12 protein-coding genes, 1 tRNA gene, 1 other RNA gene and 1 pseudogene (1 of these 15 cut by a window edge) are annotated in these 13,318 nt (G+C 42.5%); 13 read left to right on the top strand and 2 right to left on the bottom strand.

Features of this window, described 5'->3' with window-relative positions:
* The 4 genes and pseudogenes from rny to QZL64_RS08915 all read left to right on the top strand — a co-directional run.
* Positions 1-317: pseudogene (gene rny / locus QZL64_RS08930) on the top strand (ribonuclease Y) (it extends 1,218 nt beyond the left edge of the window).
* Positions 318-648: 331 nt separating this feature from the next.
* Positions 649-2,418, top strand: coding sequence for a DNA primase (gene dnaG, locus QZL64_RS08925; RefSeq protein ID WP_021841650.1), 1,770 nt, complete (start codon positions 649-651; stop codon positions 2,416-2,418).
* Between the two features lie 24 nt (positions 2,419-2,442).
* Positions 2,443-3,606: an RNA polymerase sigma factor RpoD gene (rpoD, locus tag QZL64_RS08920; RefSeq protein ID WP_021841649.1), complete on the top strand. Its 1,164-nt coding sequence runs from the start codon at positions 2,443-2,445 to the stop codon at positions 3,604-3,606.
* Between the two features lie 166 nt (positions 3,607-3,772).
* Positions 3,773-3,847: transfer RNA gene (locus QZL64_RS08915), tRNA-Ile, on the top strand.
* A 75-nt stretch (positions 3,848-3,922) separates the two neighbouring features.
* Here QZL64_RS08915 and QZL64_RS08910 read toward each other — a convergent pair.
* The gene (locus QZL64_RS08910) at positions 3,923-4,384 is read right to left on the bottom strand and encodes a hypothetical protein (protein WP_156704633.1); all 462 of its coding nucleotides are present in this window, start codon (positions 4,382-4,384) and stop codon (positions 3,923-3,925) included.
* A gap of 225 nt (positions 4,385-4,609) precedes the next feature.
* Positions 4,610-5,266: a hypothetical protein gene (locus QZL64_RS08905; protein ID WP_226973992.1), complete on the bottom strand. Its 657-nt coding sequence runs from the start codon at positions 5,264-5,266 to the stop codon at positions 4,610-4,612.
* Between the two features lie 239 nt (positions 5,267-5,505).
* Between QZL64_RS08905 and QZL64_RS08900 the strand changes: the two genes are divergently transcribed.
* The 9 genes from QZL64_RS08900 to QZL64_RS08860 all read left to right on the top strand — a co-directional run.
* Complete coding sequence (locus QZL64_RS08900; protein WP_264294438.1) at positions 5,506-6,246, top strand: tRNA (adenine(22)-N(1))-methyltransferase; 741 nt, start codon at positions 5,506-5,508, stop codon at positions 6,244-6,246.
* Positions 6,247-6,359: 113 nt separating this feature from the next.
* Positions 6,360-7,475: a Nif3-like dinuclear metal center hexameric protein gene (locus QZL64_RS08895; protein ID WP_021841645.1), complete on the top strand. Its 1,116-nt coding sequence runs from the start codon at positions 6,360-6,362 to the stop codon at positions 7,473-7,475.
* A gap of 250 nt (positions 7,476-7,725) precedes the next feature.
* An RNA gene (rnpB, locus tag QZL64_RS08890) (RNase P RNA component class A) lies at positions 7,726-8,074 on the top strand.
* Positions 8,075-8,239: 165 nt separating this feature from the next.
* Complete coding sequence (gene trxA, locus QZL64_RS08885; protein WP_021841644.1) at positions 8,240-8,566, top strand: thioredoxin; 327 nt, start codon at positions 8,240-8,242, stop codon at positions 8,564-8,566.
* A 165-nt stretch (positions 8,567-8,731) separates the two neighbouring features.
* The gene (locus tag QZL64_RS08880; RefSeq protein WP_021841643.1) at positions 8,732-9,883 is read left to right on the top strand and encodes a hydrogenase small subunit; all 1,152 of its coding nucleotides are present in this window, start codon (positions 8,732-8,734) and stop codon (positions 9,881-9,883) included.
* A complete protein-coding gene (locus QZL64_RS08875) occupies positions 9,883-11,784 on the top strand; it encodes a nickel-dependent hydrogenase large subunit (RefSeq protein WP_021841642.1) in 1,902 nt (633 codons plus the stop codon). Before QZL64_RS08880 ends, QZL64_RS08875 begins: the two co-directional genes overlap by 1 nt.
* A 14-nt stretch (positions 11,785-11,798) precedes the next feature.
* Entirely contained in the window at positions 11,799-12,512 is a 714-nt protein-coding gene (gene cybH / locus QZL64_RS08870) for a Ni/Fe-hydrogenase, b-type cytochrome subunit (protein ID WP_021841641.1), read from the top strand.
* Entirely contained in the window at positions 12,496-12,984 is a 489-nt protein-coding gene (locus QZL64_RS08865; protein ID WP_021841640.1) for a HyaD/HybD family hydrogenase maturation endopeptidase, read from the top strand. Before cybH ends, QZL64_RS08865 begins: the two co-directional genes overlap by 17 nt.
* A partial coding sequence (locus tag QZL64_RS08860) for a hydrogenase expression/formation C-terminal domain-containing protein (protein ID WP_296309503.1) occupies positions 12,981-13,318 on the top strand: 338 nt, incomplete at its 3' end. The genes QZL64_RS08865 and QZL64_RS08860, both read left to right, overlap by 4 nt.

Raw genomic sequence — 13,318 nt, 5'->3', positions numbered from 1 at the left:
AAGCCGTATTGGTGGCAGCTGCTGACGCTATTTCGGCGGCTCGTCCGGGCGCACGTCGCGAAACCCTTGAAAACTACTTGAAACGTTTGACTAAGTTAGAGGAAATTGCCGAGTCCTTTGATGGCGTTGAAAAATGTTTCGCAATTCAAGCGGGTCGCGAAATTCGAGTTATGGTTAAACCTGAAAAGATTGACGAAGCGGAAGCAACCTTATTGGTACGCGAAATGGTTAAACGTATTGAGTCTGAATTGGAATATCCGGGTCAGATTAAAGTCGTTATCATTCGTGAAACCCGCGTTGTTGATTACGCTAAATAATTAAAGAGAACGGAAACGGACTCTTTATAAAAGATTAATAACCAAAAGACTATAATTACCACTCCCTTTGGCGGACGTCACGAGGGAGTGGACAATTATAGTCTTTTTTTCGTCTTGTTTTTAATTGAGAAAAGAAGTATAATAATAGTCCTTGTGAACAAAATAAATTATAATGGCTTATTTCATACCCTAAAAGCAATTGCATAAATTGCATAAAAATTTTGCAGATAAAAAATGAATATATTTAAAAAAATCTTCTTGACATAGAAGGAAAAACATTATCTTTTGTAGAAATATATATACAGTGAAGTTTATTAAGGGATGTGAGGAAATGAGTAGACACTTCGATGCTGAACTGATTGAACAGATAAAAGATGCAAATGACATTGTGTCAGTGATTTCTGAGCATATGACATTGAAGAAGAAGGGGAGGAATTACTGGGGCTGTTGTCCCTTTCATAATGAGAAAACGCCTTCATTCAGTGTAAACCCAGAAAAGGGCTTTTTTTATTGTTTCGGATGTCACGAATCAGGCAATGCGATTGGCTTTTTAATGAAATATGATGGACTGTCATTCCCCGAAGCCTTGGAAAGGTTGGCGAATCGTGCGGGCATTGCGTTACCTCAGCGCGATTTAACCAAAGAAGAATTACATCGGCAGGCACACAGGGAAAGTTTGTACAAGGTGAATGCCTTGGCGGCTACATTTTTTCATAATTGCCTGACGCAGACTGAAATGGGTAAAGCAGGGCTTGCTTATTTGGAGAAACGGGGTCTCACTAAAGACACCATTGAAAAATTCCAGCTTGGCTTTGCGCCCGACAATTGGGACAAACTATATCGCTCATTCAGAGAGCGAGGCATAGATGAACGCATATTAATTGAAACCGGTCTTTGCCGTAAAAGTAATGGTAAAACGTATGATTATTTTCGTAATCGTGTAATGTTTCCCATTATGGACGGAAAAGGGCGTGTGGTTGCGTTCGGTGGCCGTGTGCTGGATGACAGCAAGCCTAAATATTTAAACTCACCGGAATATGAATTATTCAATAAAGGCCATATGCTCTTTGCTTTTGACAAAGCATACCGAACTATTCGGGAGAAAAAACAGGTCATTTTAGTAGAAGGGTATATGGATGTTATAAGTGCTCATAATCGAGGGGTTACCAATGTAGTGGCCTCTTTAGGCACGGCTTATACCAAAGATCACGGGCGCTTATTAGTGCGTCAAGCTGATGAAGTCGTATTGGCCTATGATATGGACGGAGCCGGGCAACAAGCAGCGCGCAGGGCTATTGAGCTTTTACAAGATACGGAATTTAAAGTGCGCGTGGTAGCTATGCCGGACGGCAAAGATCCGGATGATTATGTGCGCAACCATGGGCCGGAAGCATTCTTAAAACTCGTAGATGAGGCCGTGCGGCCATTTGATTTTTACTTGAACAGTGCCATGATTCGGCACGACAGTAATACGATGGCCGGCAAACAGGCTATTTTAGAAGAAGTGTTTCCCCTCATAGGTGCTACAAGCAGTCAGATAGAGCGCGAAAATTATCTGAAAGCACTGGCATTGCCATTGTGGTTGGATAATAGTCAGATTTTTCGCATGTTTCGCCAATACTTGGCCAAAGGTGGGGTAGAATTACCAACCGATACGGCTAGTGCGGTTGTGCCGGAAAATGTGACGACCGAAGAAGACCGATTACTGGCCGCGGCCGTAGTTTGGCCGGCGGCTTGGGAACGGGTCCATCAATATTTACCGTTGGAGGATATAACCAATCCTTTGTACCGTGCTTTGTTTAACAAAGCCGGAGAACTTCTAAGTAAGACCGGTGCGCTTTCGACAGTGGCGCTGGAAGAAATGCTTACTGACGATGAAAAGACCGCTTATGGTCGCTTAATGGTGCTTGGTGAAGGCGAGTATAAGGAAGCACAAGTGGATGGCTATATACGAGCAGTGCGCTTGAAGTCATTACGAGAACAGTATAAACAACATAGTGTGTTAGCAGATCAACTGAACCGGGCAGGTAATCCTAAATTTATTGAGGAATTACGTATTTGCCAGGAATTACAAAAATTGATTAAGGAATGGTCTCGATAAACTATGAAAGAAAGGAAGAGCATTGTGGCTAAGAAGCAAACTAAATCACGGTTAGAAGAAATAATAGAACAATTACTGGCAAAAGGTCGTAAGGCAGGGGCATTAACGAGTAAAGAAATTACGGATGCTCTTCACGAAGAAGTAGAACTTACGGCTGAGCAGTTAGACGATATGTATGAAGTATTACAGAAAAGTAATATAGACGTTATCACCGATGATGCTGAAGTGGCAGCTGAAGAAGATGACATCATCGAAGATGAAGAAGAAAGCGACGAAGTTCGCGAAGCGAAAGAAGTAAGCCTTGACCTTAGTATTCCGGAAGGCGTTAACATTGACGATCCTGTTCGCATGTACTTAAAAGAAATCGGTCGCGTACCTTTGTTGTCCGCTGACGAAGAAATTCTTTTGGCTCAGCAGATTGAAGCGGGTGCCAAGGATGATGCGTCGTATAAAGAAATGAAAGCCGGCGAAAGAGCGAAACAGAAATTGATTGACGCCAACTTGCGTTTGGTAGTTAGTATCGCTAAACGTTACGTAGGTCGCGGCATGTTGTTCTTGGATCTAATTCAGGAAGGTAACTTGGGCCTCATTAAAGCGGTTGATAAATTCGACTATACGAAAGGTTATAAATTCTCCACTTATGCAACATGGTGGATTCGCCAGGCCATTACCCGTGCCATCGCCGACCAGGCACGTACCATTCGTATTCCGGTACATATGGTAGAAACAATTAATAAATTGATTCGTATTTCCCGTCAACTCTTGCAGGATAAAGGTCGCGAACCATTGCCTGAAGAAATTGCGGAAGGTATGGGCATCAGTGTAGAACGTGTTCGTGAGATCCAGAAAATCGCACAGGAACCGGTTTCTTTGGAAACGCCAATCGGGGAAGAAGAAGACTCCCATTTGGGCGATTTCATCGAAGATCAGGATGCTATTGCACCGGATGATGCAGCCAGCTACATCTTACTTAAAGAACAAATCGAAGATGTATTCTCTTGCTTAACCGATCGTGAACAGCAAGTCTTGGTATTGCGTTTCGGTTTGAAAGACGGCAAACCTCGTACCTTGGAAGAAGTAGGTCAGCACTTCAGCGTTACCCGTGAACGTATTCGTCAGATTGAAGGTAAAGCCTTGACGAAACTTCGTAATCGTGGCAAACGCGATAAGATCAAAGACTTCTTATAAGATTAAACATTGGTAGTGACGCACTCTGAAAATTTGAGATTAACGTTGACTATCGCTGGTGTATTGATGTGAATTACACTTTAAGTGTAGATTTTCGGCGTTATATTGACGTGAATCACACTTATTGTGTATAATATTTTGGTGGAATACTGCAGTATTCCCCTATGGGCCTATAGCTCAGGGGTAGAGCAACCGGCTCATAACCGGTCGGTCCCTGGTTCGAACCCAGGTGGGCCCACCATGATTTGAAAGAAAAACCGCTTGTATCAAATTGATGATACAAGCGGTTTTTTGTAGTTATAATGAGGTTCTTGTGCTATAAGACTAAATTAACCTGGCCGGTTTCTATGGCTAACTTAAGAGCATACATTGCTTCTGGATAGGCTGGATATTCCGGCCCCAGCACCACTTTTTTAGGATTCTTATAAATTGTTTTACTGACTACTTTACCATTTCTGCCATTAATCAAATATATCTGCTCTGTAGCTAATATAATTTTTTTAGTATTTAAGTCATAGTAATAATGGCACAGTAGTTCAGATACTGCATAACTGCGATGTGATGTCGAGATAACATATAGCTTCATTTTAATTTCTGGTGTTTCTGTTAATCCGTTTATTACTTCTATATTGTTATCGGCGTAGGTTGTCATGATCTCATCTTTTTCAATTACTGTATAATTCCCTATAGTGAGGTCATTTAAAGTAACAGCATGAGTTGTAGAAACAGGAAAGAACAACAAACCAATTAACATAACCCCTAAAATAAACTTTTTCACAATATCATTCCTTAACTTCAATGGCACATAATAAAAAATATATAATCGCATCAATTCTCTCCAGTGTTCTCTCTGTTACAGCAAAAACTTCCTGTTTAAATAAAGGCAGAATAAGATCCTTCATTATCGCACAACTTTGTATTATTACGGGTCGCTTTTACGGCAGCTCCTGAAAAATGACGCGTATTGGATTCGGTACCGACAATGATGATTAGTAGATTTATCTTACGAGTTCAACCGATTAATATACTCAATCTTTTCCGGTGTAAACACAATCCTTGTCACGCCGTTAGCGTAATAAGAGATTTCATACGGCTGATAGAGCATAGCGATTTTGCCCTCGCCGAGCAAAACATAGTTATTGTTACGAATCGGAATTTTTTTATCGAGAATTTGGAATTCATTGTACTGCAATTGATGTTCGCGAGAGCTGAAAACCGGCAGCATACCTTCCATAACTAATTTATACAATTGCTCATCGTCTTTGAGATGGACATAGTTGGTGGCCGGGATGAGATTTCCTGTATGCTTGTCAAAAACGAGACCTTGCGATGTGTAGTAGCCGTGCGCACTTTGACCGTTATACCAACCGCTTGTGATGATAAGCGATATATAATCATCATCTTCATAGGTGGTTTCGTAGTTTAAATTAACCGTGTACATTTTTTCTTTGTAATAGAGGTCGCGCATTTTATCCACATAAATGGCAATTTCAGTGTTAACTTTAGTTTGCGCTGCTTCATTGTACAGATAAACCAGCGGGTAGGTGAGGTTCATATTCACATCTGTTTGGTGCATTAGAACAGTATAGGCGTCGCTTGTAAATTGGGGACAACTAAGACAGGCCAGAAGACCGGATGAAATAAGAATTTTTTTCCACATACCATACCTCCGTTTACAATTAATATATTTAACACTAAACAGCTTACTTGTTGCTTCTTTCGACAGTGACATGAAAAACTCCTGCTATATCAAGTATTCAACTTATAAAAAGGATGTTTTATGATACAATAATAATAGAAATAAATATAATTACTAAGCACGGAGTTTGTTTATATTATTATATAGAAAGCATATTACAATAGATTTATAGAAAGATTGCGAGGAATGTGAGTGTGACAATGAAAAAGATGACCGATAGGTTAGAAGCGGTGTTTACCTTGATTCCCAAGGCTGAAGTCATTGCCGATATCGGTACCGATCACGGTTATTTGGCGGTAGAATTGGTGCGACGCGGACGTGCTGACAAAGCGATTGCCGGTGATGTAAATAAAGGCCCCTTAGCATCGGCCAAAGCCTATGTGGCGTCAACGGACGTGGCCCAATTTATCAATTGTCGTTTGGGCAATGGTTTGCAAGTGGTAAAAAAAGGCGAATTACAGGGCGCTGTCATTTGCGGTATGGGTGGTTTTTTAATGAGAGACATTATTGAAGCAGGTCCGGAATTATTGGACTTTTATGTACTCCAACCGCAGAATGGCCAAGCGGAACTGCGGCAGTATATGGTGCAACAGGGCTATCGCATTGTGCGCGAAGTGATTATGACGGACATGGGTAAACATTACCAAGCATTCTTAGCCCTTAAAAAAGGCCGAGAATCGGTCTATGTTACGGCTGATGGACCGGTTACACAAGCAACAATTGATGCAAAAGACCCTTATGACGCTCTGCCGGATACATCCCTATTGTGGCTGATAGGAGCGCTGGTTCAACGCGAAAAGCCGCCTTTGTGGCAAGATCACATGGCGCATTTACTTCATATTCGTGAATCGGCCTTGGCAGGTATGACGGATGCTATGGCGCATACGGAAAAATATCAAGCGTTAGCAGCTGAAGTTAAAGAGTTAAAAGAATTAATATAAGCTGATTTGCTAGATGAGTCCAGACAAATGGGCCAATCAATCGATTAATGAATCGACTAATGAATCGGCTAATGAAAATGAATAACAACTTTTATAAAATAAAGGAGGCAACTATGGCAACAGTGCAGGATATCGCCAAAATCGTAGAAAAATTGGCACCAAAGCATTTAAAAGAAGATTGGGATAATGTAGGCCTTTTGGTAGGCGAACGCAACATGGAAGTCAAGGGTGTTTTGACAACCCTTGACGTGACGCCTGAAGTGGTTGCCGAAGCAGAAGCGAAAGGTTGCAACCTGATTGTGAGCCATCATCCGGTTATTTTTAAGGGGATGAAACAGATTACCGATGAGTCTGCCTTGGGCCGTTTGGTTATTGAATTAATCTCCAAGAAAATCGCCGTATACAGTGCCCATACGAATTTAGACATCGCACCGGGTGGCTTGAATGACTTGGCGGCGGCACAAATCGGCTTAGGTAATGTGAAAGGACTTGAGACTGTTCACGAACAAGGTTTTTGCAAAATTATTACCTTTGTACCGGCTACTCACCGTGATGCGGTAATGCAAGCCATGGGTGATGCGGGAGCCGGTCAAATTGGCAACTACAGTCATTGTGCTTTTTATACGGAAGGCACCGGAACCTTTAAGCCGTTGGACGGAGCTAATCCATATATCGGCGAAGTAGGGGAAGCAACTACGGTGCAAGAAAATCGCCTTGAAGCTATTGTGCCGCAGATTTTGGTAAGTGCCGTTATCGAAGCACTGAAAGCCGCGCACCCTTATGAAGTGCCGGCCTATGAAGTGCATCAATTGGTGACACCGAGTGAAGAAGCGACCATCGGCCGCATCGGTGAATTAGCTGATACGTTAGACACGGAAGGCTTTATAGAACTCATTAAAGCTTGTTTCCCACGGGGACGAGCGCGTTTTGGCGGGGCTAAAGTGGACGCTATTACTAAAGTGGCCCTTTGCACAGGCAGTGGCGCCGAATTTATTAAAGTGGCTGCTAAAATGGGGGCACAAGCCTATGTAACGGGTGACGTGAAGTATCACGATATGCAACTTGCCAAAGAACTGGGCATCTTGGTTGCTGATGTTGGTCATTTTGGTACTGAAATTGGTGCGGCTGCTTTATTGGCTGCTCATATCGGTATCCAATTACAAGAACAAAAAATGACTGACGTGCCGGTTGTTATCAGTGATGTACATGAAGATTTTTTCTTCGCGTAAACGAATTAGGCTAAAATAAATTAGGCTTAAATAAATATTGATTAGATAGTTTTTTAGGTAAATAGATTTTTTAAGTAACAAACTATGCTAATTTGATTAGAGTGGGATATCTGGCATAAACAGTGTTGAAGGTCAATCTCAATTAGATGGTTATAAGCTTATTCGATACCTTTAGATGTGCTGTTAGTTCATACAATTATTGAGAAAAAGATAATTGACCTACTTCGCTGTATCTGCTAGACTTTAAGTAGCAAGTATGAAAGGTGATTGCGAGCGTAAGTTCGAGGAAAGTCCGAGCTCCATAGGGCAGGATGCCGGATAACGTCCGGCGTGGGTGACCATAGGGAATAGTGCCACAGAAAAGTAAACCGCCGCTTATGCGGTAAGGGTGGAACGGTGTCGGTAAGAGCGCACCAGCAATATAGTAATATATTGGCTCGGTAAACCCCATCCGGAGCAAGGCCGAATAGGGAAGGGATAAGGGTGGCCCGCCTACCTTTCGGGTTGTGCCGCTTGAGCCTATAAGCAATTATAGGCCTAGAAAGATAATCACCGCTGTGCAAACAGAACAGAACTCGGCTTATTGATTGCTTGCTTAAAACCGCTCTTCGGGGCGGTTTTATTTTAGTCCAAAATTGATTGGCAGATGAGTATAATTAAAACTAGAATGTAGAAAAATATAATACATTTTTTGACTAAACATTGTCACCACATACGTATAATAAAACAATACTAAGAGGATTAGGTATTAAGGAGGGATTGTAATGTCTGTTACAAAAATTGAAAGCTTAGAAGCATTGGAAAAAGTAGTAAAAGAATCATCTAAAGTGGTAGTTGCCGATTTTTGGGCCACTTGGTGCAAACCTTGTGAATTAATGAATCCCGAAATGGAAACATTAGCTGAAGACATGAAAGATGACATTGAAGTAGTTACCATTGATGTGGAAGCCCTAAAAGATGTTGCCTTGAAATATGAAATCCAAGGTATTCCTACCCTTATTTGCTTCAAAAACGGCAAAGAAAAAGATCGCATTGCAGGTTACAAAACGGCAGCTGTTGTAGAAGGCTTAATTCGTTCTATTATTAAATAATGTGTATTAAGTTATAGTTAAGTTTTGCCTGTAATACAGCAATTTCATGTAATATTCTATAGAAAATCTGAATACAACATGATATACTTACTATAATAATTAATATAAAAATTTAGATATTTTCCAAAGGACAGTAAAGTTATTGCAAGCGAGGGGGGTCCACCTGTGAAAGAGAAGACAAACAGTCTGTGGAAATTATTCCAGGAACGTAAACTCAGCCGCCGCACATTTATGAAAACATGTGTGGCTTTGACCGCCATTTTAGGCATGCCACCGACCTTTTTAAATAAAGTGGTGGAAGCGGCCGATACAAAAGAATTACCAACCGTAATTTGGTTACATGGCCATGAATGTACGGGATGTGATGAATCCTTCATCCGTTCTACGTCACCATTCGCTTCCGATGTGGTATTAAACATGATTGCGTTGGAATACGATGATACCTTATCTGCAGCGGCAGGTGCTCCTTTTGAAGCTCACCTACATAAATTATTAAACGATAAAAAAGGGCAGTATGTATTAGCCGTTGAAGGCGGTGTACCGCTTGACGATAACGGTACATACTGTATGGTTGGCGGACGTCCGTTCGTTGACGTGCTTAAAGAATGTGCCGCCGGCGCCGCTTTTATCATTGAATACGGTTCCTGTGCCGCTTGGGGCGGTGTTCAAGCAGCGAACCCTAACCCTACCAATACTGTATCGGTTTCCGAAGTAGTATCGGGTAAGAAAATCATTAAAGTACCGGGTTGTCCACCGATTCCTGAAGTTATGACCGGCGTTATCATGCACTATGCCTTGTTTGGTGAAATTCCGCCTCTCGATGTGGAAGGTCGTCCAAAACAATTCTATGGCAACCGCATTCACGATACATGCTATCGTCGTCCGTTCTTTGACTCCGGACTTTTTGTTGAAAAATACGATGATGAAGGGGCTAAAGCCGGTTGGTGTCTTTATAAAATGGGTTGCCGTGGTCCGGTAACATATAACTCCTGCGGTAACTTACGTTGGTGGAATGGTTTATCCTATCCGATTCAGTCCGGTTCGGGCTGTATCGGTTGCAGTGAAAAAGGCTTCTGGGATAACGGTGTTTTCACACAACGCTTGCCGCAAGTACAAGTGGCCAATACCGTTACCACCGCTGATACCATCGGTACTATTGCCGGTCTTACCGCTTTCGGTGCCGTTGTAGCTCATGGTGGTGTAACGTTGGCTAAACATAAATATGATACAATTCAGCTGGAAAAGAAAATGATAGCTGAACAGGAAGCAAAAAAAGCAGCGTCTGAGCAGACGAATAACGAAGGAGGTAACCACTAATGAAACGTGTAGTAGTTGATCCGATTACTCGTATTGAAGGTCATTTGCGGGTTGAGGTGAATGTAGATGAAGCAACCGGTAAGGTAGAAGACGCGTTGTCCAGTGGTACTGCTTGGCGTGGTATTGAATTGGTAGCTAAAGGTCGCGATCCTCGTGATGTGTGGGCTTTTGTGCAGCGTATTTGCGGTGTTTGTACATCTACGCATGCCATTGCATCCTTGCGTTCCGTCGAAGATGCTTTAGGCATTCAAATTCCTAAAAATGCGAACTATATTCGTAACATCATGCATAGTTGTTTAGATGCGCATGACCATATCGTTCACTTTTATCATTTGCATGCTCTCGACTGGGTTAGTCCAATCGAAGCGTTAAAAGCCAATCCGGCGCAAACAGCAGCCCTTCAGGAAACCGTGCTTAAAAACTACAACTTGAGCGGTTTAGAACCGGCTGAAACACAAAGTACTTCATCGGCGTATCCGAAAGAATTCCCTAAAGGCAATGCAACTTACTATGCCGCTATTCAAGCGAAAGTTAAAAAAATCGTAGACAGCGGTCAATTGGGTATTTTTGCCGCTCAGTGGTGGGATCATCCTGATTATCAATTATTGCCGCCGGAAGTTCATTTGATGGGCGTAGCTCATTACCTCAATATTTTGGACCGTCAGCGTGATATTGTAACACCGCATGTTGTATTTGGCGGTAAAAACCCACATCCGCATTTCTGTATCGGCGGTATGCCTTGCTCCATCTCCATGGATGACATGAATGCACCGGTTAATGCGGCGCGCCTCGCAACAGTTGATGAATCCATTTCGTTGGCTAAGGATTTGGTAAATTACTTCTATGTACCTGACGTGTTGGCTATCGGTCAGATTTACGCCAAAGCGGGTATGGTTGATGGCGGCGGTTTATCCAAGAAACGCGCCATGGCTTACGGTGACTATCCGGATGAACCATACAGCGGTATTTCCAACGGCGATTATTTCAAAAAAATCTTAGTCCGTGCCAACGGTGTAGTTGAAGATTTCGGCCTCGGCGTAGATAAAGCTAAATTTATCCCAATGGATGGTCCTGATTTGATGAATCCTGACTTCTTATCAGAAGAAGTTGAACACTCTTGGTATGAATATCCAAACGGTACTAAGACAGCCCATCCGTCTGAAGGGATTACCAAACCTAACTATACCGGTCCTAAGACAGGTACGAAGGAACATTGGGAATTCCTCGATGAAACTAAGAAATATTCGTGGATTAAATCCCCAACATTTAAAGGCAAAGCCTGCGAAGTGGGTCCATTGGCAAAATATATCGTAGTGTATACGAAAGTTAAACAAGGCATCATCAGTAACCCATCTTGGGCAGAACAGATGATTGTAAAACAAATTGATACCGTTTCTTCCGTATTGGGCGTTCCGGCTCATGTATGGATGTGTAGTACGGTAGGCCGTACCGCTTGTCGTGCCCTCGATGCACAGGTTGCGGTTAATATGAGCCAATACATGTTCAATAAACTCGTAGCCAATATTAAAGGCGGCGACGAAGTAGTAGCCGATATGAGCAAATTCGATCCTAACTCTTGGCCAAAAGAAGCCAAAGGCGTTGGTGTTCTTGATGCGCCTCGTGGTGCCCTCGGTCACTGGAGCGTTATTAAAGATGCAAAAATCGACAACTATCAGTGTATCGTACCATCCACTTGGAATGCATGTCCTAAGACAATGGCCAATGAACATGGTGCTTACGAATCTAACATGATTGATACGCACGTTAAAATTGCGGATAAACCGCTCGAAATTTTGAAAGGGATTCACTCGTTTGACCCTTGCCTTGCTTGTGCAACCCACTTGTACAATAAGAAAGGTGAAAAAATCGTCTCTGTTAATACGGATGCTTTGTGCAAATAATAGGGGGGATTCATATGTTAGAACAACCGGAAAAAAAGCCGTATCGTGTATTTAGTCTGTGGTTGCGTATTTTTCACTGGACCATGGTGCTTTGCGTTACGTTCCTGTTCTGGACCGGTCTCTATATTGGTGATCCCGGTTTCAGCATGTTCGTAGGAAAAGAACCGGCAGAAGCTATTAACAGCTGGTTTTCCATGGAAATGATTCGACGCGTTCATTTCGGATTTGCATTTATCCTCATTTTTGCCTTTATATTCCGCATTTATGGGGCTATTCGCTATCGCGGTGACCGTTTATTACCTAAGTTCCGTAAACGCTTATATTGGGACGGTTTAAAACAAACCACGTTACACTATTTGATGTTGCCACGTCAGGAAGAACACCGTGTGCTTCGTAACTCCTTAGCACGTACCAGTTATTTAATTGTGTATATTATGATGTTCTTCGAAATCTGCACGGGTCTGGCTATGTATTCGCAGATTCGTCCGGAAAGCTGGCTGGCCATTGTATTTAATCCGATTAATTTACTGTTCAATGAATATCAGATCCATATCATTCATCATTATATTGCTTGGTTCTTCTTGTTGTTCACGGTGGCCCATGTATACTTGGCTTTCCGCGAAGACGTAATGGAAGAATCCGGGGAAGTATCCAGTATGGTATCGGGGATGAAATTCTATCCGCAGGATCCGGAAGATATTGAGGATTTATATGGTAAACGAGAATAGTATTACCGTGTTGGGCGTAGGTAATATTTTGCTTACCGATGAAGGGTTGGGCGTACATGTCGTACATCAATTAGAAAAAGAGTACGAATTTAGCCCGGCCGTAAATATAATTGACGGCGGCACCATGGGGATGGAGCTCCTCAGCTATATGCGAGGCATGAAAAAACTGCTCTTGGTGGATGCTGTTAACGGTGGTGAAAAGCCCGGTACAATTTATGAGTTTCCCCATCAGGAAACAGAAAACTACTTCACCGGGAATATTTCGGTTCACGAAGTGGGCATGCAGGATTTTTTGCGCATTCGTGCGTTGCAAGAAGATCCCCTGGAAGATGCTATGGTTATAGGCGTAGAGCCGGCCAGTCTTGAAGTAGGTTTTGAGCCTTCTGAAATTGTACAGGCGGCCTTGCCGGACGTGATACAGCGTGTTATTCGGCAACTAAACGCTTGGGGAATTGAGGTATGTAAGAAATGATAGAAAATTATGGCAATGTGCAGGCCATTTTAAGAGAATTGCAATTGGCGTTAAAACGACTTCGTGAAACGGGGGAGACTCATACAATCTATATTGAAAAAACGGGTCTTACCATGGAAGAACAAGTTGAAGTCATGGAAACGCTGGGGCGTGGTAACATTACCATTAATTTTACGGAAACCGATCAGCCCGTAGAGTGGTATGAAACACAATTCTCCGGTATTTGGCTCGGTACATTTCGCAATGCTCGTGATGAAGCCATTGTGTACACGCTTGAAGTAGGTCGTTATCCAAGCCTCTGTGGCGCTTTTGACGAAGATATTGAAGCTGCTGA

The sequence above is a fragment of the Veillonella sp. CAG:933 genome (genome assembly GCF_000431435.1).
Taxonomy (GTDB): domain Bacteria; phylum Bacillota; class Negativicutes; order Veillonellales; family Veillonellaceae; genus Veillonella_A.
This window is presented reverse-complemented; position numbering and strand designations above follow the sequence as displayed.

Coding starts and splice junctions, on each gene's coding strand:
- dnaG (WP_021841650.1), top strand. CDS start 649: ATGAGTAGACACTTCGATGCTGAACTGATTGAACAGATAAAAGATGCA.
- QZL64_RS08905 (WP_226973992.1), bottom strand. CDS start 5,266: ATGTGGAAAAAAATTCTTATTTCATCCGGTCTTCTGGCCTGTCTTAGT.
- QZL64_RS08900 (WP_264294438.1), top strand. CDS start 5,506: ATGAAAAAGATGACCGATAGGTTAGAAGCGGTGTTTACCTTGATTCCC.
- QZL64_RS08895 (WP_021841645.1), top strand. CDS start 6,360: ATGGCAACAGTGCAGGATATCGCCAAAATCGTAGAAAAATTGGCACCA.
- trxA (WP_021841644.1), top strand. CDS start 8,240: ATGTCTGTTACAAAAATTGAAAGCTTAGAAGCATTGGAAAAAGTAGTA.
- QZL64_RS08875 (WP_021841642.1), top strand. CDS start 9,883: ATGAAACGTGTAGTAGTTGATCCGATTACTCGTATTGAAGGTCATTTG.
- cybH (WP_021841641.1), top strand. CDS start 11,799: ATGTTAGAACAACCGGAAAAAAAGCCGTATCGTGTATTTAGTCTGTGG.
- QZL64_RS08865 (WP_021841640.1), top strand. CDS start 12,496: ATGGTAAACGAGAATAGTATTACCGTGTTGGGCGTAGGTAATATTTTG.